Origin of the sequence: Pseudoruegeria sp. HB172150, from assembly GCF_013184805.1 — a bacterium.
In the GTDB taxonomy this organism is placed as follows: domain Bacteria; phylum Pseudomonadota; class Alphaproteobacteria; order Rhodobacterales; family Rhodobacteraceae; genus Psychromarinibacter.
On sequence record NZ_JAATNG010000001.1, the window covers coordinates 1624320 to 1644125 of the forward strand.

The window sequence follows — 19806 nt, forward strand, 5'->3', positions numbered from 1 at the left end:
ACATATTCCGGGGGCAAAGGGGGCTTTGCCCCCGGAAACAGGAGCGACAAGCAATGAAATTCGGTGATGCGATCGCCGAGATCCTGAAGCGCGAAGGCGTGGACATGGTGATCGGCTACCCGGTGAATCACGTCCTGGAATACGCGGCGATCCACGACATCCGTCCAATCATCGTGCGCCAGGAACGCACCGGCCTGCACATGGCCGACGCGATCAGCCGCCTGACTTCAGGCGAAAAGCTGGGCGTCTTCGTCTGTCAGTCCGGCCCTGGGACCGAGAACGCCTATGGTGCCGTGGCACAGGCCTACTCGGAATCCGTGCCGGTGCTGGTCATGCCCGGCGGTTATGCCCGACGTCTGGCGCATGTGGATGCCAACTACAACGCCACCGTCTCCATGCGCGACGTGTCGAAATCGGCCGAACCGGTGAATGACACGAAGGAACTCGGCAACGTCATGCGCCGCGCCTTCTCGCGCCTGAAGAACGGACGCGGCGGCCCCTGCATCGTCGAGATCCCGAACGATATCTGGGACGATCCTACGCCGGAGGTCGATTACAAGCCGGTCCTCTCCACCCGCTACGGCCCCGACCCGGACGCCGTGCGCGCGGCGGTCGACCTGCTGCTGGAAGCGAAACGCCCGGTGATCTACGCGGGGCAGGGGATCCACTACGCCAAGGCCTGGCCGCAGCTGAAAGAGCTCGCCGAACGCCTGTCGATCCCGGTCTGCACCTCGCTCGAAGGCAAAAGCGCCTTCCCAGAAGACCATCCGCTCGCCCTGGGCTCCGGCGGCGCGGCGTTGCCGCTGACGGTTCGACGCTTCCTCGACCGCGCCGACGTGATCTTCGGCATCGGCTGTTCCTTCACGGAAAGCGCCTTCGCCGTGCAGATGCCGAAAGCGAAGAAGAGGGTGATCCACCAGACCCTCGACCCTGATCACGTCAACAAAGACTATGAATCCGAGGTCGCACTGGTCGGCGACGCCACTCTCTCGCTTGACGCCATCCTCGCTGAACTGGAATCGCGCGGCGCCGAGCGCCGTGGCGCGATGAAGGGCATCGCCGACGAAATCCAGACAGTCCGTGCCGAGTGGATGAAGAAATGGATGCCCAAGCTCACCTCGAACCAGACCCCGTTCACGCCCTACCGCGTGCTCTGGGACCTGCAGCGGACGGTGGACGTGGCCAACACCATCATCACCCACGACGCCGGCAGCCCGCGTGATCAGCTGTCGCCGTTCTGGAACACGACCGAGCCGCTCACCTATATCGGCTGGGGCAAGACCACCCAGTTGGGCTACGGCCTCGGCCTCGCCATGGGCGCGAAACTGGCCTGCCCGGACAAGCTCTGCATCAACGTCTGGGGTGATGCCGCGATCGGTTTTACCGGCATGGATTTCGAGACCGCTGCACGGGAACGCATCCCGATCCTCTCGATCCTGCTCAACAATGCCTCGATGGCGATGGAGCTGCCGATCATGGGCGAGTCGACGAAGAAATACCGCTCCACCGACATTTCCGGCCACTACGCTGACTTCGCCACCGCGCTCGGCGGCTTTGGTGAGCGTGTGACCGAGCTCGACCAGATCGTCCCCGCCATCAAGCGCGGCATCGCGGCGACCGAAAGAGGCCAGCCTGCGCTTCTGGAATTCATCACCAGCCAGGAACTGGAACTGTCGAAACACCCGGCAACCGAGGTGAAACTCTACCCATGACCGACACCATCGTCACCGGCGCCGAGCGCGCCATCGAGACCCTGAAACCCCTGCTCGGCGACCGCCTGGTGACCTCCGACGCGGTCCGCACCCACCACAGCCACGACACCTCTTATATGGAGCCGGTCCTGCCGGACGCCGTGGCCTTCCCGAAGACGGAAGCCGAGGTGCAGGCAATCGTGAAGGCCTGCGCCGAAAACGACGTGCCCGTCATCCCCTACGGTATCGGGTCTTCTATGGAAGGCCACACGATCCCGGTGCGTGGCGGCATCACCATCGACACGCGCGAGATGAGCCAGATCGTCGAGATCCTGCCGGAAGACGGGCTTGCCGTCGTGCAGTCCGGTGTCACCCGCAAGCGCCTGAACGAAGAACTGCGCGCCACCGGCCTGATGTTCTCTGTCGATCCCGGCGCCGATGCCTCGCTTGGCGGCATGGCCTCCACGCGAGGCTCCGGCACCATGGCCTATCGCTACGGCACGATGCGCGACAACGTCATGGCCCTTCGCGCCGTCACCGCCAATGCCGATGTAGTGAAAACAGGCAGCCGCGCCCGCAAATCCTCTACCGGCTACGACCTGACCCACCTTTTCGTCGGGGCAGAGGGCACGCTAGGCGTCATCACTGAACTCACCGTCCGTCTGCACCCGATCCCCGAGGCGATCTCGTCGGCTGTCTGCGCCTTCCCGGACGTGGGAAGCGCGGTTCAGGCCGTCATCATGGCGGTTCAGTACGGCATCCCTATGGCGCGCGTCGAATTCCTCGACGAGGTCGCCATCGCCAACGTCAACAACTATTCCAAGACCACGATGGAGGTCGCGCCGACCCTGCTCTTCGAATTCCACGGAACTCCCGCCTGGGCCGAGGAACAGGCGAAGCTGGTCGAACAGATTACCCAGGAATTCGGCGGCAAGGATTTCCAGTGGTCCGCCGACGCCGACGAACGCGCGAAACTCTGGCAGGCCCGTCACGATCTCTACTGGGCAACCAAGGCGATGCGCCCGGGCTGCGAGCTTTTCACCGCCGACATCTGTGTCCCGATCTCTCGTCTCGCCGAGGCAATCCTCGGCGCACAGCAGGGTATCCAGGGTTCCTTCCTGCAGGGCCAGATCATCGGCCATGTGGGTGACGGCAACTACCACGTCGCCTATCCGATCATGCCCGGCAATGCCGAGGAACTGGCAGAGGCAGAGCGGCTGGCCGACAAACTGGTCGAGCACTCTCTGGAACTCGGCGGTACAGCCAGCGGCGAACACGGCATCGGTGTCGGCAAGCTGAAATTCCTGCGCGCCGAACATGGCGACGCGGCAGTAGAAGCAATGAAGGCGATCAAGCGGGCGCTCGATCCGAAAGGCATCATGAACCCCGGCAAGATGGGGCAGGAGGGGTAGAGATCCGGTCAGCGTGCCGCGATGGCGCGTACCAACTCCGCGATTTCCTCGAAACTGTCCTCTTGCAGGAAATGCTTGCCCGCAACTTCGTGCCAGTTCTCGACCCCAAGCGCCGCACACACAGCCGGTGCATAGCGGGTCATGCGCAAAGTCGGATCGTCCCGGCCCCAGACGACCTGCGCCGGATAGGTCCGCGCCGCCAGCGCCGCCTTGATGCGTGCCTCGAAAGCCTCTGTCCGCTCGAACCCGCGCATGATCCGGCAGAACGCCCGGCCGCCGTCGCCCATCCGCAACAGCGCACCATACGCCATGATCTCTGCCCGCGTCGGCGTTGGTCCGGTACCCGCAAAGCGCATCAGCCCTAGGAACACCGGCGTCTGCGCCATCGCCGTCCACACAGGGCCGATCAACGGCAGGGCAAACGGCTCCATCATCCATGGTCGCGCAAAACTGGCCACATCCACCATCGTGTTGAGTGCGGTCAGCGACAGGATCCGCTCCGGCCCGCGTTCGGCCAGATCGAACCCGATCGGCCCGCCGATATCGTGGACAACGAGATGAAAACGTCCGATTCCGGCGGCCTCCAGCGCTGCTTCGGTCCAGCGCGCTAGCCCTGACCAGGAATAGTCGAAATCATCCGGCCGGTCCGCGAACCCCAGCCCCGGAAAATCGAACGTCACACCCTGAAGCCGCCGCGCCGCGAGGGCCGGCAACACCTTGCGATAGAGAAACCCCGAGGACGGAACGCCGTGCAGGCAGACGACGGGCTCGCCGTCGCCTATCCGCCAAATCAGGGTGTCAGCCCCCGTAACGGAAAGACGGGTGCCCTGTGCCTTCCAGCCAGCGAGTATGTCCCGAGGCGTCATGACAGCCGATTCTCAAGCAAGAATGTGACGACAGCATATCCGCTGTGGGGCGCACACGGACACTCCACATGCGACGAAGAATGCCACGGGAAACCGCTAGTGCCTCTTGCGTAATGTATACATTTCTGAGACATTCCTCGCGAAAGTCGGCTGGGAGAGGCGGGAATCGTGCATTCCTGAATACAGAGTCGGCACAAGGGGAGGAGCGAATGCAAAACTTCGCGTTTGCATTCGGGGCCGGAGAGAGGGCCGGACCCGTATGATCGAGAGCTTCATCGAGGGGCTGGCGCTCGTTGTCGCCTACCCGAACGTATTGTACCTGCTGGCGGGGATTGCAGCCGGCCTCTGGCTTGGCGTCGTGCCGGGCCTCGGCGGTGTTACCGGCATGGTGGTTTTGCTGCCATTCACCTTCGGCATGGACCCGGCCGCCGCTCTGGCAATGCTGCTCGGCCTGTTCGCAGTCGTCAGTACCTCCGACACGGTTACCTCCGTGATGCTGGGTATACCGGGCACCATCGCCAGTCAGGCGACGGTGATCGACGGCAACGCGCTGGCCAAGCGTGGCTTGCCGCAGACCGCCTTCGGAGCGGCCTTTGCCTGTTCGGCGTTCGGCGGAGTCCTCGGCGGCCTCGCGATGGCTGCCTCGCTGCCTATCGCGCTGTGGATCATCCTCGCTTTCGGCTCTCCCGAATTTTTCCTCCTGTCGCTGCTCGGTCTGCTGATGGTCGGCGCGGTCAGTGGCAACGCGGTTTCCAAGGGTGTTGGCGCCGCGGCGCTTGGCCTGCTGCTTTCACAGATGGGCTATCCCGTCGCCAGTTCCACGCCGCGCTACTGGTTCAACAACCCCGACCTCCTCGACGGCCTGCCGCTGGTACCAGTCGTCCTCGGCCTCTTTGGTCTGCCCGAGATGATGGAACTTGCCGCCCGCGGCACGTCCATCGCCCATATCGAGGACAAGCGGGCCAAGAATGACAGCATCTTCAATGGCATCAAGCAGGCGATCAAGCACCGCTGGCTGGTGATCCGCTGTTCGCTGATGGGCGTTTACGTCGGCATGTTGCCGGGCATTGGTGCCTCGGTGGTGGACTGGCTGGCATACGGTCACGCCGTACAAAGCGCGAAGGACAAATCGGAATTCGGCAAGGGCGACATCCGGGGCGTCATCGCGCCGGAATCCGCCAACAACGCCGTGCTCGGCGGCTCGCTGATCCCGACTGTCACCTTCGGCATCCCCGGCTCCGGCGGTATGGCGATCCTGCTCTCGGCTTTGACGATCCACGGCTTCACGCCCGGCCGCAACATGCTGTCGGACAACCTCGATATCACCTTCTCGATGGTCTGGACGATCATCGTCGCCAACATCATCGGCGCGATCATCCTGATGATCTGGGGCCGCCAAGTCGCCAGGGCCGCCTTTGTCGACGGCGCCTTCATCGTCCCCGCCGTGATCATGTTCATCTTCATGGGCTCCTGGCTGTGGTCGCCCGGCATGTTCAGCTGGATCGTTCTTCTGGGCGTCGGTCTCGGTGGCTACCTGATGAAGATCGCCGGTTGGCCGCGACCGCCCTTCATCCTCGGCTTCGTGCTCGGTCCGATCATGGAAAATGCCATGTCGATCACCTACCAGAGTTACACACCGATGGAGGTCATCAGCCGGCCAACCGTCCTGATCCTGCTGTCGGTCGTGGCCGTAGTTTTCTACTTCGCCATCCGCACCACGCGGAAACGCCTGGCCGATTTCGACATCGAGATCACCACCGTTTCCCGTGCCAGCCTTTGGCTGTCGACCGGCATTGCAGCTCTGCTGTTCTTCGTCTTCGCCGTCGCGATCTGGATGGCGGTCGACTGGCACCCGCTGGCGCGCGTTTCGCCCATCGCGATCAGCGCCTTCGGCCTGATCCTTATGGTTTTTGTCCTCCTCGAAGACCGTACGCGGCAAAGGGAGTTCACCGCCGCCCGCAAGGCAGGCGACCCGTCAGCCGGCGGCACGCTTCGCGAGTTCTACGACAAGCACAAACGCCAGATCGCCACCTTCCTCGGCTTCGCGGCTATGGCCATTGCCACGCCGTGGCTCGGCACCACCATCTCGATGGTTGGTTTCGCGGCGATTTTCGTCACGCTCAATGGCAAGTTTACCTGGCTTACCGTGGCGTTTTACACTGCAGGTGTATGGGCAGTTCTTTACGTCCTTTACGACCGCATCCTGCACACACCGTTCGTCCCGCCGTTCTGGATGTGAGCGACGGAAAGGAGGCAAGATGACAGAGACAGACACGCTTGAACGACCGCTGACCAAGGTCCTCCCCGGCGCCATCGACTGCGATATCCACCCGCGCAGCCCGAAGCTTGACGACCTGATGCCGCATCTCGATGCCTACTGGCGCGACATGCTGCCGGAACGCGATATCGACCGGCTGGAACTGACCACGATGCCGACATCCATCGGCTCCTGGGCGCTCCCCGGCGGCACCGACGGTGTGCAGGATGCCGCAAGCCTCGGCAAAAGCCTGCTTGACCCGACGGGGGTCAGCGCCGGCATCCTCAATCTCGTGAACGGGGTTCAGGCGCTTTACGATCCCTACATGTCCACCGCCATCTGCCAGGCGACCAACCGCTGGCTCGCGTCCGACTGGCTCGACCGCGACCCGCGCCTGCGCGCCGGGCTCGTGATCCCCTTCCGTAATCCCGAAGCGGCGGCGGAGGAAATCAACCGCTACAGGGATGACAAGCGCTTCGTCCAGATCATTGCCCTCGCGATGGGAGAGGCGCCGCTTGGCCGCCGCGATTTCTGGCCGATCTACCGGGCCGCCGCCGAAGCCGGTTTCGCACTCAACATCCAGCCAGGTAGCATTTACCGTGCCTCTCCCACACAGTCCGGATACCTCTCGTCACTCGTCGAAGAGCAGGTGCACCAGACCCAGGGCTTCGCCAGCCAGATCGCCAGCCTTCTGGCCGAAGGCGTCTTCACCGAATTCCCCGAAATGAAGACCGTGCTCGCCGGCTCCGGCGCGGGCTGGCTTTTTGGCCTCAGCTGGCGCATGGCCAAGGACTGGCGCGGCGCGAGGGTCGAGGTGCCTTGGATCAAGGACAGTCCCGACGACATCATCGCCCGTCAGGTCCGCATGACCATCCGCCCGCTCGACGCCCCGCCCGATCCCGCGGACGGCGCAGAGCTCATCGATTGCATCGGCTCGCCCGACATGCTGCTTTATTCCAGCGACTACCCGCGTGCCCATCCTGATGCACCGGGCACATGGCCGGCAGAAATTCCCGCTGAATACGCCGCGCAAATCTGCAAGGCCAACGCCCTCGCGACCTATCCCCGACTGGAGGTGACGCCATGACCGACACCACGGAACTCGTCCGCGAACCGCAATCGAAGCCCGAACAGAAGCTCGGCCTTGTCGACTGCGATATCCATCCGGCCCTCTCGACGCCGGGAGAACTTGGCCCCTTCCTGCCGCTCCGCTGGCGCGAACACGTCCGCGAATTCGGCATGCGCTCGCCGAACCCGCTGATGGGCGCGCTGCCCTACGCGCGGATCGGCCACGGCATGCGGCGCGACAGCTATCCGCCCGAAGGCGGCCCGCCCGCATCGAGCCTCGCATTCATGCAGGAACAGATCCTCGATCCGCTCAACATCGAATACGGCCTGCTTCACGCGCTGAATGCCGGGCCTTCGGTCATGAACCTCGAACTCGGCGCCGCCGTCTGCGCCGCGATGAACGACTGGCAGATCGACAAGTGGTGCTCCAAGGATGCCCGCCTCAAGGGCGGCATTTCGGTCCCGCAGGAGGATGCCGAAGCCTCGGTCAAGGAAATCGAACGCTGGACCGGCGACGACCGCTTCGTCCAGCTCGCTATCGTCCCGAAAAGCCTCGAACCCTTGGGCCGCAAACGCTACTGGCCGATCTGGGAAGCGGCCGAGGCACACAGCCTGCCGGTCGGCATGCACTCCGCTGCCTACGGCACCCATGCGAATACCGGGGCAGGGTGGGCGTCCTTCTATTTCGAGGAACACTATTCCTTCGCCCACACCGCGCAGACGGCGCTGATCTCGATGATCTTCGAAGGCGTCTTCGAACGGTTCCCGAAGCTCAAGCTTGTCCTTGTCGAAGGTGGCTTCGCCTGGCTCGCACCGTTGATGTGGCGTATGGACCGCGAGTGGGAGCTGCGCAAGGGTGAGGTCCCGATGTGCAAGCGCAAGCCGTCGGATTACGTCCGCTCCAATGTCTGGCTGACGACTCAGCCGATGGAAGAACCGACCAAGGTCAAGAACATCGCCCATGTGCTGAAATGGCTCGGCCCTGACAAGCTGATGTTCTCGACGGACTATCCTCACTGGGACTTCGACCACCCCGACCGCGTGTTCAAGGTTGGGCTCTCGCCCGAGGAAAAGCAGGGCATCCTGCGCGACAATGCAATCAGCGTATACGGCCTGAACTAAGACCGGGCAGGGAGGATACAGAATGGGAAAACACGTGGTCTGCCGCGTCGACGAGATCGACATCAAGATGGGCAAGCTCGTCCATGTCGAGGGGCGCGACATTGCCGTCTTCAATCTGGGCGACCGCTTCGCCGCGGTCTCGAACAAATGCCCGCATGAAGGCGCCGACCTCTGTGCCGGAAAGGTCTTCGGCTTCCCCGAGGCGGACGGTCCGGGCTGCTACCGTGTCTCCGACCGACTGATGGTCCGCTGCCCCTGGCACGGCTGGGAATTCGACCTCGAAACCGGCCGCTCCTATGTCGATCCGAACCGGGTGCGCGTGAAACCCTTCGATGTATCGGTCTCCGACGGGGCAGGGCTGGCCGAAGGCCCTTACCAGGTCGAAACCTTCGAGGTCGAAACCGACGGCAAATACGTCATCGTCGAGGTCTAGGTGGCCGAGGTCGAGCCCGTCCGCCTGCCGCCGTTGCCGCTAACCGGCGGCTGCCAGTGCGGCGCGCTCCGCTACCGCATCACAGCGGCACCGGTGACCTGCTACGCCTGCCACTGCACACTGTGCCAGCGGCAGTCCGGCAGCGGCTTCGGTATGTCCCTGCAATGCCCGGACGACTCGGTGGAACTTGAAGGACCCAGCGCCTCGCTCGAATGGACTGGCGGTTCCGGCCGTCTGTCCCGGCACACATTCTGTCCTGCCTGCGGCGTCCGCGTAACCCATCAGATAGAGGGCAGCCCGGTCATCGTGATCAAGCCCGGCACGCTCGACGACACCTCATGGCTGCGCCCGGCCGGCCATATCTTCACCGCGACGCGCCAGCCCTGGGTGCCGGAGCCATCCGCCACGACGCTCGTCTACGAAGACCGCCCCGACATGCCTGCGCTCCACGCCCATTGGAAACGAATGCTGGAAGCCGGGGCTGGCGCTTAGGTAGACGCTTCCCCGCCGCGTCGTCCTGAAAAATAGGGCAGCACGAACATGTACACGCCCGTCGGTACCAGCACCGCAAGTGGCGCCAGCGGCAGGAAATAGATCCACTCGGCAGGCTCCAACCCAAACCCCAGTGCCGCGAAGATCCCCGCTACCACCAGCGTGAACAGCAGCGACACCCAGCGGTGGATCTGCCGTATCCAGCCATTTACGTTCATCCCTGCCTCCCGTTGACGACCGGCATCAGAACCTGACAGCCACTTAATTCATCTTCTCCAGCACTTTCTCCAGACCGTCGAAGAAACGTGGCCAGCCCTGCTGCGCGCCCTCGTAGAACTGCGGCTGGTTGGCCTGGAACCCGGTCTGCTCCATCCGCAGCCGCGTTCCCGTCTCCGTGGGCGTCAGCGTCCAGGTGACGACGCTCTTCAGGCTGTAGGCATCCCAGCTGTAGGCGAGCGTCCTGTTCGGCTCCACGGCGGTTACCTCGCAGGTGATCTTGCCCCAGTCCGCCTTCAGCTCGAACTGATGCCCGACTTCCGGCATGAACTCGTTCTTCATCAGCCATTCCTCGATCAGGTGCGGTTGCGTCAGCGCACGCCAGATCTTTTCCGGCGGATGCGCAACTTCGCGCTCCACGATGACAGAGCGGGTTTCGGTCGCGGTATCCGTCATTGGTCCATCCTCTTGAGCAGGTCTTCCAGGTCGTTGAACCGATCTTCCCAGAAGCCGGCCATCTGCTGAGTCCAGTCCAGCAGTGGCGCCAGAGCGCCGGGCAGGGCGGTGTAGTGGGTCTGCCGGCCCTCTTGTCGGTCGCGCACCAGCCCGGCCTGTTTCAGCACGGCCAGATGTTTGGAAACCGCTGGCTGCGACACGCCGGCTCCGGCAGTCAGCGTTGCAACCGTCAGTTCCCCGTCGCGGCAGAGCCGTTCGAACAGAGCCCGGCGCGTCGGGTCGGCGAGGGACTTGAAAATCAGGTCCTGGGCAGTTGGCATCAATTCATAACCCGATAGTTCTCACTTCAGACCCATAACCAGATGATTATGATTTCGTCAACCCCGATCCACCTTGGAAAAACGCTACTGGCCTCTCACCGCCAAACACGCCTTGGCGCGTGCCAGTGTCATCGTTAGTAATGGGACACATTAACTTTTCCTGGGAGGGATAAATGAAGCTTCAGAAAACCTTGGCCGCCCTGGCGATACTCGCCGCAACGCCCGTAATGGCGCAGCAGCAGCTCTCGATCGCCACCGGCGGCACCGGCGGTGTCTATTACCCGATGGGTGGTGGCCTGGCAGAAGTCATCAACAATCACGTCGAAGGCTACGCCGCGACCGCCGAAGTCACCGGCGCCTCGGTCGAGAACATGGGCCTCATCGCTACAGGCGACGCCGACCTCGGCATCGGCCTTGCCGATACGGTCCAGCAGGCTCAAACCGGCACCGGCCGCTTCGAGGGCCAGCAGCTCGAAATGATCCGCGGTCTGGCCTCGCTCTACGCGAACATGGTGCAGATCGTGACACTCGAAGGCAGCGGCATCAGCTCGCTCTCGGACCTGTCCGGCAAACGCGTTTCCATCGGCGCGCCCGGTTCCGGCACCGAAGTGAACGCAGAGGCGATCCTGACGGCGAACGGCATCAGCTATGACGACATCGACGAACAGCGTCTGAACTTCAACGAAACCGCCGACGCCCTCGCCAACGGTGATATCGACGCCGGATTCTGGAGCGTGGGCGCTCCGACTTCGTCGATCCTCAACCTCGCCACGACGAATGACATCGTCATCATCGAGCTGACCGCCGATGAAATCGCCGCCTCCCGCGAAGCGACTCCAATCTTCGCCGAGACCACTCTGGCCGGTGGCACCTACGAAGGCGTGGACGACGACATAGCAGTTCTCGGCGTGCCGAACGTGCTGGCCGTGTCCTCCGAGATGTCGGACGATCTCGCCTACGCGATCACGAAGGCGATGTTCGAGAATATCGACGAGCTGAAGGCGGTGCACCCGGCCGCGAACGAGACCACGATCGAGTTCACGATGGGCGCGACGCCGATCCCGCTGCATCCGGGCGCGATCCGCTATTACGAGGAAGCGGGCGCCACGATCCCGGACAATCTGCGTCCATGACCTGCAAGATCGGAGGAGGGCTGCTTGCCCTCCTCCTCGCGACTGCCGCGCAGGCCGGCACGCTGACGGCGACCGTTGTCGGCGACGGCACCGAAATAGCGCGGATCGAAATGCCCGAGGGGGAGGGCTGGTGCATCCTGTGGCACCATTCGGTGAAAGGTTTCGAAGTGTCTGACTGTTACGAGAACCGCGACGGGCGGATGGTACTGGTGCGCTCGCACCTTCCCGATTTCGCGGCGGGACTGGATCACATCCCGGGCCGTGGGCGGCAAGTCTCCGACGGGCAGGGCGGTTACTGGATCGAGGATCTGGACGAGCCGGTGCCGGGCGACGCCTACATCCTGCGGCCCGGCCTCGGTTTCGTGAACCACCGGATCAAGGCGGGGGAGCAAGAAGTCTCGCTATCGGCACAGGCGCCGCATGCCCGCGTGCGTATCGCGCTGACCGGGGACGGTTCCTGATGGCCGACACTCTCACCGAGCCGCAGCGAAAACCGTCGCAGCCCTGGATCGTGCTGCGCGCAATCACCGTCGTCGGCGTCCTGTTGTCGCTGTTTCAGCTTTACGCCGCCGGCGTGCAGCCGCTCGGCCTGTTCTACCAGCGCCCGATCCACCTCGGCTTCATTCTGGTTCTGTGCTTCCTGATCCACCCGGCCTTCGGCATGGACCGCCCGCGCGGCGTGCTGGGCTGGACCATCGATGGTATCCTGATCCTTTGCGGCGTTCTCGTTGGGGTCTGGGTGCCGTGGAACATCGACATTATCGCGAATTCAATCTTCCCAAGGCAGATCGACGTTATCGTCGGAATCATTACCACTTTGGTGGTGCTCGAGGCCGCGCGTCGCGCCGTCGGGTTGGTGATGACGATCATTGGCGCCGTCTTCCTCCTCTATGCCTTCGCCGGTAGCCGGGGCGAGCTGCCATGGCTCGCCGACTGGATGCCGGGTATCCTGAATCATCGCGGCTATTCGCTGGATCGCCTCGCAAGTCAGATGACGCTCGGAGCCGAGGGAATCTTCGGGCTGCCGCTCGGTGTCGCCGCGACTTTCATTTTCGTCTTCGTTCTGTTCGGCGCTTTTCTTGAAGTGACCGGTGCGGGCAAGTTCTTCATCGACCTCGCCTATGCCGCCACCGGGCGTCAGCGCGGCGGGCCGGCCAAGGCGGCCGTCATCGCCTCTGCCGGCATGGGTTCGATCTCTGGTTCCGCCATAGCCAACGTCGTCACCACAGGCGCCTTCACCATCCCTCTGATGAAGCGGCTGGGCTACCGGCCCGCGCAGGCTGGTGGCATCGAGGCTGCCGCGTCGACCGGCGGGCAGATCATGCCGCCGCTGATGGGCGCAGGCGCCTTCCTGATGAGCGAATTCACCCGCGTGCCCTATGTCGACATCGTGCTGGTCTCGATCTTCCCGGCTTTCCTCTATTTCGGTGCGGTCTATCTGCTGGTGCACATCGCGGCACTGAAACAAGGCATGACAGGCATGTCGCGCGAGGAACTGCCCCGCGTGCGCGAAGTTCTTGCCGAAGGCTGGCACTTCCTTCTGCCCATCGTCGCCCTGATCTGGCTGCTCGTCGCGGGTTATTCGCCGATGCGCGTCGGCTTCTACGCCATCGTTTCCGTCGTCGTCGCCGCCGTTGCCCGCGCGCTTTGGACCTTCGCCACCAATGCCCCCAGCCTCACCGGTTTTCGCGACCTCTGCCTCCGTGGTCTGAAGCTGACGGTCGAAGCGATGGAACTCGGCGCGCGCAATGCCGTGCCGGTGACGCTGGCCTGCGCCGTGGCCGGGATCATCGTTGGCGTCGTCGGCCTTACCGGGCTTGGCCTGAAGTTCTCCGCGATGATGCTGGCCTTCTCCGGCGGTAACCTCGTTCTGGCGCTGATCCTCGTGATGATCGCCAGCCTGATCCTTGGCATGGGCCTGCCGGTCACCGCCGCCTACATCGTGCTGATCATCCTTGTCGGCCCGGCGCTGACAGAGGAATTCGGCATCCCGCTGCTGATCGCGCACCTGATCGTGTTCTGGTACTCGCAGGACTCCAACGTCACGCCACCAGTGGCGCTCGCGGGTTTCGCGGGGGCGGCCATTGCGGGCTCCAAACCGATGGAAACCAGCTTTCAGGCATGGAAATATGCCAAGGGTCTCTACCTCATCCCGCTCTTCATGGTGTTCAACGAACCGATCATCATCGGTGGTCCTGTGCCGCTCGTACTGTGGAACGGCTTCATCGCCATCGTTGCCATAGCTGGCGCGGCCGTCGCGCTGGAAGGTTTCCTCTGGGCGCCGATGCCTCTGTGGCAGCGTCTGCTGCTGGTTCCCGGCATCATCGCGGTCTTCTGGCCCGATCTCATGGTAGAGGCTGCGGGCGTCGCGCTAATCGGTGTCTTGCTTGCTTTGAACCGGGTCAGCGCACGCAGCAATCCGGGGCAGGGCACCCCCCAACCGGTTCCCGACCCTTGATCCGGCAACTCCGATTGCAGTCGGTCAGTGACACAGGAGCGTGCAGATCGTGCCGGTCCTCGTCGACATAGAGGCGTTCCTCGCAAGCGCCCGCGCCGGGGGGCTCTCCGCCGCCGCGCGCGAGGTTGGAACGACGCCTTCGGTGATCTCGAAGCGTGTCGGGCGTCTGGAAACCGAACTCGGCACCAAGCTCTTCACCCGTTCCACCCGCGCGCTGAAACTGACCGCCGAGGGCGAGCGCCTGCGCCCCCGCCTGCAGCAGATCGTGTCGGAACTGCAGGATGTCTTGTCCGACACGGGACCAGAGTTACGCGGTCTGCGCGGTACACTCCGCGTCCGCACCCCGAACACGATAGGCTCCATGTTCATCGGCAAGGCGGTCACACGGTTTCAGGCGGCCAATCCCGACATGCGGATAGAACTGCACCTCATCGACCGCCCGGTAAACCCACTGGAAGAGGGCTTCGATGTATCCCTTGGCGCGCTTCCGCAATCCTACTGGGGCGTTCACGAGACCCCGATCCAGCCCTATCCCCGCGTTCTCGTTGCAGCGCCCGGTTACATGAAGGTCAGGCCGCCACCGGCGACCCCTTCCGATCTCGTCGCGCATGACTGCCTTGCCTTCATGCTCGTCGGCCACACCTGGACCTTCGAGGGCCCCAGTGGTCCCGTCTCAACCGAGATCCGTGCCCGTTACACCGTCAACGACAGCGGCATCCTGCTCGATGCCGCGCTCCAGGGGCTCGGCCTCGCTGTTCTGCCCCGCTTCCTTGCCCGCGATCCCCTACGCGACGGACGCCTCGTAGAGCTGCTGCCCGATTTCCCGGTCTCCGCGCTCTGGCTCAAGGCTCTGGTGCCCAGCCACAAGTCCCGCAGGCCGGAGATCATCGCATTCCTTGATCACATCCAGAAGGAATTCGACCCGCCGCCCTGGGATAGGTAGGACCCCTCCGCGACCACCCGCTGTGGTTGCTGGGCCATGGAGGGGCAGGAACGGGCGAGGGCTATGCGGCAGGCTGTCCGGGTACGATACTTCAAGCGGAATCGTGAAAGAGAATCAGTCGAACTCGGTGCAAGCCCGCCAGATCGGACTTTGCCCAGTGGTCTACAATTTACTTTACGTAAGGTGGGTCTTCCAGACCGTTCCCGAACGGCAACCGACCGCCGGTCAAAAGCCAGATGCTTTCATGCATTTTCATACCTAAATCTCTGAAATGGTGAGTTTTCACTGGTTTTTCTGCTAGATTTGCCACCATAATTTTGAAAATCACCCTTGTAGGAACGTTTTAATGGTGCTTCGAGGTTTCGCCGGTAACAATCCGGACTAAAGGGGCTAGGGGAGAATAAACATGGCCACACAATTCGAAGTAATCTCGCAAAAGCTCAGAGAAATGCTGATGCGGGGCGATTTCGAATCGGGGCAGCATTTGCAGGAGATTCCGCTCGCCAAACAGTTGAACGCCTCACGTACGCCGGTCCGCCTGGCGCTGGGGGCGCTCGCTCAGGAAGGGCTGCTCATCTACAAGCCGCAGCGCGGCTTTCTGGTGCGCGAGTTCTCCATCAAGGAGATCACGGATGCGGTCAAGGTACGCGGTGAACTCGAGGCTATGGCCGCCCGTCTCGTTGCCGAAAACGGGATTTCCGAGGCGGGCCAGCAGCGGATCGTCGAAATTCTCGAGGAAAGTAAGTCGCTGAACTCCGCCCGCGAAACCATAGAGGATTACGCGACTAGGTGGTTCGCCCTGAACGAAGCGTTTCATGAGGCAATCGTCGAAGAGGCCGGCAATTCGATCCTTTCCGAGATGATCGGGCAGATAAACAATGTCCCGCTTGCCGGGTCTATGGTCCTGACTGTCAACGCGGAAATCGCCGAAATCGTTAAGGCCGGGGCGGATCAGAATCAGCGGGAGCACGAGGTGATCTTCTGCGCCATTCTGCGCCGCCAGTCCCAGCGCGCCTGCGCGAATATGCAGGAACATGTCTACAAAGGCGCTGATCTCATCTCGAATTACCTCAACCGGATTCGTACTCAGAACCGCGATATGCCGCTGTTGAAACTGGTGGCACGCGACTGACGCATAGGGCCGGTCCGGGGCCTTAAACGGGCGTCACTAAGTGAACGAAAGCACTATGCAGTACCGGTGGGTCTCCCGCCGGCTTTTCTTTGGCCTCCATCGTCTTGCATGATTTAAACGGTTGTTTTATACAGGCGTTTAAGGTTGGTGCATATGCAAGACAATGATCCTCAGTCGACCAGAGATCTCGTTATCGCTGCAGCGATACGGCTCTTCGGACATCAAGGCTACGAAGCCACGACGGTGCGCCAGATCGCCTTGGCTGCCGGCGGCCAGAATGTCGCCTTGGTGAGCTACTACTTCGGTTCCAAGGAAGGGCTGCGCCGCGCCTGCGCTCAGGAGATCGTGGCGCGCATTCACCGCATTTTTCCCACGGCACCGGACGAAATGCCCGCTGCAGGGCAGGCAGCGGCCGAACGCCAGCTGGAAACGCTGCTGTCGCTCTTCCTGGACTTCATGACGCAGGTACCGGAGGCAGAGGATCTCGCCGCCTTCGTTCTCAGGGAACTGACAGAATCCGGCGAGGTCTTCGATATCCTCTATGACGGCGTCATCGCCGACCGGCACCGGCAGCTCTGCCGCCTCTGGGGGCAGGCGACCGGCACCGATCCGGAAAGCGAAACCACGCGCCTCACCGCGTTCTCGATGCTTGGTCAGGTCCTCTACTTCCGCATCGGCCGTCCTGTCGTCGTCCGCCGTCTCGGCTGGTCCGGCATCGCCCCGGCGGAAACGGAGCAGATAAAGAAGATCTTGACCACAAACCTAAGCGCCATCCTGGCCGCCTATCGGGAGGATCCGGAATGACCGGTTTCATCTGCGCCGTTCCCCTCATATCGGCCCTTTTCTCCGCCTGTCTCCCGGAACCTCCGCTCGCCACCGGGTATGTCGAGGGTGAGTTTGTACTCGTCGCCCCTGTCGCCACTTCGCAGATTGAAAAAATGACCCTTCGTCGTGGTGACCACGTCAGGCAGGGCGACATCCTCGTACAGATGGAACGCCGCGACGCCGGCATCGCGCTGGCAGAGGCCGAAGCCGCGCTCAAGGCCGCAGAGGCACGGCTCGCGAACCTCCAGGAAGGCATGCGCGACGAGGAAATCCGCGTGATCGAGGCGAACCTCGCCTCCGCCCATGCTCAGGCCAATGAACTGGAGAAAGAAGTTGCGCGGGTCCAGAACCTTGTAACCCGCGGCGTATCTCCGCAGGCCCAGCTCGACGAGGTTCAGACCCAGCTCGACGTCGCCAACGCCAAGGTCGCCGAAGTAGAGGCCAACCTGTCCGTGGCAAAGCTCCCTGCGCGTGCCTACGAGATCGCGGCGGCGGAGGCCGAACTCTCGCAGGCAAAGGCCGGAGTAGAGGCTGCCGCCTGGCAGCTAGACCAGCGCACGCTCTACGCCTCCGCCGACGGACAGATCCACGAGGTCCTCCGCAATACCGGCGAACTCGCCGGTCCGCAGGCGCCGGTCCTGTCACTGCTGCCCGACGGCGCGGTCTTCATCCGACTCTACGTCCCCGAAACCGCCGTCTCCGGGATCGAGGTAGGCACGGTCCTGCGCGTCAATTGCGACGGCTGCGGCGACGGTGCCCGGGCTACCGTCACCTATGTCGCCGACGAGCCCGAATTCACCCCGCCGGTCATCTACTCCCTCGAGAACCGCCAAAAGCTCGTCTTCATGGTAGAGGCGCACCCGTCCGGCGACACCAGCCGCCTGAAACCCGGTCAGATCGTGGATGCGGTGCTGGAAGAGTCCGGGCAATGACCGAACCTGCCATCGAGGTGCACGATCTCGTCAAGAGGTTCGGCGACAAGACCGTTGTCGACAACGTGTCGATGACCGTCCAGCGCGGCGAGATCGCGGGCTTTCTCGGCCCGAACGGTTCCGGCAAGACCACGACGATCCGGGTCATGTGCGGTCTGCTGACGCCCGATGCCGGCCACGGCACGGTGCTGGGCTACGACCTCACTCAAGGCACGAAGATCAAGCGGGAAATCGGCTACATGACCCAGAAGTTCTCGCTCTACGAGGACCTGACCATCGCCGAAAACCTCGCCTTCGTCGCCGGTCTCTATGGCCTCCGACCGGTCCGGCGCTACGTGAACGACACGCTCGCAGACCTTGGGCTGACGTCCCGCCGCGGCCAGCTTGCTGGCACCCTTTCCGGCGGCTGGAAACAGCGGCTGGCACTCGCCGCCTGCGTCATGCACGAGCCGAAGCTCCTTCTGCTCGACGAGCCCACCGCCGGCGTTGACCCCAAGGCCCGCCGCGAATTCTGGGACGAGATCCACGAACGCGCCGAGGGCGGGCTGACCGTGCTGGTCTCCACTCACTACATGGATGAGGCAGAGCGCTGCCACCGCATCAACTACCTCGCTTACGGCAAGCTGATGGCCAGCGGCACGGTGGACGAGGTGATCGCCGAGGCGGGACTGACCACTTATCTCCTCGACGGCCCGGACACCGTCGCCGCGGCCAGGACGCTGCAGGGCAAGCCTGGCGTCGACGAGGTTACCCATTTCGGTAATGCGCTCCACATCGTTGGCCGTGACACCGGCGCCCTCAAGCAAAGTGTCGACGCCGCCATAGAGTCCCACGACGTCCGCGCCGAGATCGTCCCGACCAGTCTCGAAGACGCCTTCATCCGCTTCATGACAGAGTCGCAGGATAACATGGCATGAGGGACCTTTTCTCAATCCGCCGCCTCGCATCGCTCTGGAAGAAGGAAATCATCCAGATGCGCCGCGACCGCATCACCTTCGCGATGATGCTCGGCGTACCGCTGATGCAGCTTGTCCTGTTCGGCTTTGCCATTAACAGCGACCCCAAGGGCCTTCCCGCCGCCCTCGTCGCCCCGACACAGGACCGTTATACCCGCGCCATCGTCACGGCGCTGGAACTGACCGGCTATTACCGCTTCGACCACGTCACCGCCTCCGCGCAGGAGGCGGAGGACCTGATCGAGAACGGCACCGTCTCTTTCGTCGTCACCATCCCGTCGGATTTCGGCCGCCGCGTCGACCGGGGCGACCAGCCCGAACTTCTGATCGAGGCCGATGCCACTGACCCAGCCGTCGCCTCCGGCGCCATCTCCACGCTGGGAACGGTCGCGTCCCAGGCGCTGCTGCATGAAAAAGGCATCGCCGCCCAGGCAGCGGAGGAGGCCCGCGAACAGCTCCAGGTCATCGTCCACCGCCGCTACAACCCCGAAGGCATCACGCAATACAACATCGTCCCCGGTCTGCTCGGCGTCATCCTGCAGATGACCATGGTGATGATGACCTCCATGGCGCTCACCCGCGAGACCGAACGCGGCACGATGGAAAACCTCCTCGCCATGCCCGCCACCGCGCTTGAGATCATGCTGGGCAAGGTGCTGCCCTATCTCGTGGTCGGCGGCGTGCAGGTAGCCGTCGTGCTCATCGCCGCGCGGCTCCTGTTCCACGTCCCCTTCGTCGGCGACCTTTGGCTGCTGCTGCTCGGCGTCCTCATCTTCGTGTTGGCACTGGTTCTGATGGGCTACACCATCTCCACCATCGCCCGCACCCAGATGCAGGCGATGCAGCTCACCTTCTTCTACTTCCTGCCGTCGATCCTGCTCTCGGGCTTCATGTTCCCGTTCCGGGGCATGCCGGTCTGGGCGCAGGCGCTGGGAGAAATCCTGCCGCTCACCCACTTCCTCCGCATGATCCGCGCCGTGATGCTAAAGGGTTCCGACCTCAGCGGAGTGCGGCAGCCGATGGCCGCGCTCACGCTCTTCGTCATCGTCTTCGCGGTGATCGCGCTCATGCGCTTCCGCCGGACGCTGGACTAG

The 19806-nt window shown here is 63.2% G+C and carries 20 protein-coding genes; 16 read left to right on the forward strand and 4 right to left on the reverse strand.

The genetic code is table 11. From position 1 onward, the window contains the following. The first annotated feature begins 2 nt into the window (after positions 1-2). Together HCO70_RS07785 and HCO70_RS07790 are read left to right on the forward strand one after the other, a co-directional pair. The gene (locus HCO70_RS07785; RefSeq protein ID WP_371742197.1) at positions 3-1712 is read left to right on the forward strand and encodes a thiamine pyrophosphate-requiring protein; all 1710 of its coding nucleotides are present in this window, start codon (positions 3-5) and stop codon (positions 1710-1712) included. Beyond that, entirely contained in the window at positions 1709-3103 is a 1395-nt protein-coding gene (locus HCO70_RS07790) for an FAD-binding oxidoreductase (RefSeq protein ID WP_172294662.1), read from the forward strand. The genes HCO70_RS07785 and HCO70_RS07790 overlap by 4 nt, the downstream gene beginning before the upstream one ends. Positions 3104-3111: 8 nt before the next feature. Here HCO70_RS07790 and HCO70_RS07795 read toward each other — a convergent pair whose 3' ends face one another. Beyond that, positions 3112-3969, reverse strand: a complete 858-nt coding sequence (locus HCO70_RS07795) for an alpha/beta fold hydrolase (RefSeq protein WP_172294664.1) — start codon at positions 3967-3969, stop codon at positions 3112-3114. A 259-nt stretch (positions 3970-4228) separates the two neighbouring features. Between HCO70_RS07795 and HCO70_RS07800 the strand changes: the two genes are divergently transcribed. The 5 genes from HCO70_RS07800 to HCO70_RS07820 are packed head-to-tail and all read left to right on the forward strand — an operon-like array spanning position 4229 to position 9341. Continuing rightward, positions 4229-6208 (forward strand): tripartite tricarboxylate transporter permease, encoded by a 1980-nt coding sequence (locus HCO70_RS07800; RefSeq protein ID WP_172294666.1) that lies wholly within the window; start codon positions 4229-4231, stop codon positions 6206-6208. Between the two features lie 19 nt (positions 6209-6227). Further along, positions 6228-7313 carry an amidohydrolase family protein gene (locus tag HCO70_RS07805; RefSeq protein ID WP_172294668.1) on the forward strand — a complete coding sequence of 362 codons (1086 nt, stop codon included), beginning with the start codon at positions 6228-6230 and terminating at the stop codon, positions 7311-7313. Continuing rightward, positions 7310-8416 carry an amidohydrolase family protein gene (locus HCO70_RS07810; protein ID WP_172294670.1) on the forward strand — a complete coding sequence of 369 codons (1107 nt, stop codon included), beginning with the start codon at positions 7310-7312 and terminating at the stop codon, positions 8414-8416. The genes HCO70_RS07805 and HCO70_RS07810 overlap by 4 nt, the downstream gene beginning before the upstream one ends. A 22-nt stretch (positions 8417-8438) precedes the next feature. Next, positions 8439-8849, forward strand: a complete 411-nt coding sequence (locus tag HCO70_RS07815) for a Rieske (2Fe-2S) protein (protein WP_172294672.1) — start codon at positions 8439-8441, stop codon at positions 8847-8849. Next, complete coding sequence (locus HCO70_RS07820; RefSeq protein WP_172294674.1) at positions 8850-9341, forward strand: GFA family protein; 492 nt, start codon at positions 8850-8852, stop codon at positions 9339-9341. Here HCO70_RS07820 and HCO70_RS07825 read toward each other — a convergent pair. The 3 genes from HCO70_RS07825 to HCO70_RS07835 are packed head-to-tail and all read right to left on the reverse strand — an operon-like array spanning position 9338 to position 10333. Beyond that, positions 9338-9559, reverse strand: coding sequence for a hypothetical protein (locus tag HCO70_RS07825; protein WP_172294676.1), 222 nt, complete (start codon positions 9557-9559; stop codon positions 9338-9340). The genes HCO70_RS07820 and HCO70_RS07825 overlap by 4 nt on opposite strands. 43 nt (positions 9560-9602) lie before the next feature. Continuing rightward, on the reverse strand, positions 9603-10013 hold the full coding sequence (locus HCO70_RS07830; RefSeq protein WP_172294678.1) for an SRPBCC domain-containing protein: 411 nt from the start codon (positions 10011-10013) through the stop codon (positions 9603-9605). Further along, positions 10010-10333, reverse strand: coding sequence for a helix-turn-helix transcriptional regulator (locus HCO70_RS07835; protein ID WP_172294680.1), 324 nt, complete (start codon positions 10331-10333; stop codon positions 10010-10012). The genes HCO70_RS07830 and HCO70_RS07835 overlap by 4 nt, the downstream gene beginning before the upstream one ends. Positions 10334-10506: 173 nt before the next feature. Between HCO70_RS07835 and HCO70_RS07840 the strand changes: the two genes are divergently transcribed. The 9 genes from HCO70_RS07840 to HCO70_RS07880 all read left to right on the forward strand — a co-directional run bounded on the left by HCO70_RS07840 (position 10507) and on the right by HCO70_RS07880 (position 19806). Next, positions 10507-11466 carry a TAXI family TRAP transporter solute-binding subunit gene (locus HCO70_RS07840; protein WP_172294682.1) on the forward strand — a complete coding sequence of 320 codons (960 nt, stop codon included), beginning with the start codon at positions 10507-10509 and terminating at the stop codon, positions 11464-11466. Next, a complete protein-coding gene (locus HCO70_RS07845) occupies positions 11463-11927 on the forward strand; it encodes a DUF1850 domain-containing protein (RefSeq protein WP_172294683.1) in 465 nt (154 codons plus the stop codon). Before HCO70_RS07840 ends, HCO70_RS07845 begins: the two co-directional genes overlap by 4 nt. Next, a complete protein-coding gene (locus HCO70_RS07850) occupies positions 11927-13924 on the forward strand; it encodes a TRAP transporter permease (protein ID WP_172294685.1) in 1998 nt (665 codons plus the stop codon). Before HCO70_RS07845 ends, HCO70_RS07850 begins: the two co-directional genes overlap by 1 nt. A gap of 49 nt (positions 13925-13973) precedes the next feature. Next, entirely contained in the window at positions 13974-14867 is an 894-nt protein-coding gene (locus HCO70_RS07855) for a LysR family transcriptional regulator (protein WP_172294687.1), read from the forward strand. Between the two features lie 406 nt (positions 14868-15273). After that, positions 15274-15999 (forward strand): GntR family transcriptional regulator, encoded by a 726-nt coding sequence (locus tag HCO70_RS07860; protein WP_256372955.1) that lies wholly within the window; start codon positions 15274-15276, stop codon positions 15997-15999. Between the two features lie 153 nt (positions 16000-16152). Beyond that, on the forward strand, positions 16153-16803 hold the full coding sequence (locus HCO70_RS07865; RefSeq protein ID WP_172294691.1) for a CerR family C-terminal domain-containing protein: 651 nt from the start codon (positions 16153-16155) through the stop codon (positions 16801-16803). Next, positions 16800-17756, forward strand: coding sequence for an HlyD family secretion protein (locus HCO70_RS07870; RefSeq protein WP_172294693.1), 957 nt, complete (start codon positions 16800-16802; stop codon positions 17754-17756). Before HCO70_RS07865 ends, HCO70_RS07870 begins: the two co-directional genes overlap by 4 nt. Beyond that, positions 17753-18673, forward strand: a complete 921-nt coding sequence (locus tag HCO70_RS07875) for an ABC transporter ATP-binding protein (protein ID WP_172294695.1) — start codon at positions 17753-17755, stop codon at positions 18671-18673. The genes HCO70_RS07870 and HCO70_RS07875 overlap by 4 nt, the downstream gene beginning before the upstream one ends. Beyond that, on the forward strand, positions 18670-19806 hold the full coding sequence (locus HCO70_RS07880; protein ID WP_172294697.1) for an ABC transporter permease: 1137 nt from the start codon (positions 18670-18672) through the stop codon (positions 19804-19806). Before HCO70_RS07875 ends, HCO70_RS07880 begins: the two co-directional genes overlap by 4 nt.

Excerpts from the sequence above, each read along its gene's own strand:
- HCO70_RS07870 (WP_172294693.1), top strand. The coding sequence starts at position 16,800 with ATGACCGGTTTCATCTGCGCCGTTCCCCTCATATCGGCCCTTTTCTCC.
- HCO70_RS07830 (WP_172294678.1), bottom strand. The coding sequence starts at position 10,013 with ATGACGGATACCGCGACCGAAACCCGCTCTGTCATCGTGGAGCGCGAA.
- HCO70_RS07810 (WP_172294670.1), top strand. The coding sequence starts at position 7,310 with ATGACCGACACCACGGAACTCGTCCGCGAACCGCAATCGAAGCCCGAA.
- HCO70_RS07790 (WP_172294662.1), top strand. The coding sequence starts at position 1,709 with ATGACCGACACCATCGTCACCGGCGCCGAGCGCGCCATCGAGACCCTG.
- HCO70_RS07860 (WP_256372955.1), top strand. The coding sequence starts at position 15,274 with ATGGCCACACAATTCGAAGTAATCTCGCAAAAGCTCAGAGAAATGCTG.
- HCO70_RS07795 (WP_172294664.1), bottom strand. The coding sequence starts at position 3,969 with ATGACGCCTCGGGACATACTCGCTGGCTGGAAGGCACAGGGCACCCGT.
- HCO70_RS07805 (WP_172294668.1), top strand. The coding sequence starts at position 6,228 with ATGACAGAGACAGACACGCTTGAACGACCGCTGACCAAGGTCCTCCCC.
- HCO70_RS07825 (WP_172294676.1), bottom strand. The coding sequence starts at position 9,559 with ATGAACGTAAATGGCTGGATACGGCAGATCCACCGCTGGGTGTCGCTG.
- HCO70_RS07865 (WP_172294691.1), top strand. The coding sequence starts at position 16,153 with ATGCAAGACAATGATCCTCAGTCGACCAGAGATCTCGTTATCGCTGCA.
- HCO70_RS07840 (WP_172294682.1), top strand. The coding sequence starts at position 10,507 with ATGAAGCTTCAGAAAACCTTGGCCGCCCTGGCGATACTCGCCGCAACG.
- HCO70_RS07800 (WP_172294666.1), top strand. The coding sequence starts at position 4,229 with ATGATCGAGAGCTTCATCGAGGGGCTGGCGCTCGTTGTCGCCTACCCG.
- HCO70_RS07850 (WP_172294685.1), top strand. The coding sequence starts at position 11,927 with ATGGCCGACACTCTCACCGAGCCGCAGCGAAAACCGTCGCAGCCCTGG.
- HCO70_RS07880 (WP_172294697.1), top strand. The coding sequence starts at position 18,670 with ATGAGGGACCTTTTCTCAATCCGCCGCCTCGCATCGCTCTGGAAGAAG.
- HCO70_RS07835 (WP_172294680.1), bottom strand. The coding sequence starts at position 10,333 with ATGCCAACTGCCCAGGACCTGATTTTCAAGTCCCTCGCCGACCCGACG.
- HCO70_RS07815 (WP_172294672.1), top strand. The coding sequence starts at position 8,439 with ATGGGAAAACACGTGGTCTGCCGCGTCGACGAGATCGACATCAAGATG.
- HCO70_RS07875 (WP_172294695.1), top strand. The coding sequence starts at position 17,753 with ATGACCGAACCTGCCATCGAGGTGCACGATCTCGTCAAGAGGTTCGGC.
- HCO70_RS07845 (WP_172294683.1), top strand. The coding sequence starts at position 11,463 with ATGACCTGCAAGATCGGAGGAGGGCTGCTTGCCCTCCTCCTCGCGACT.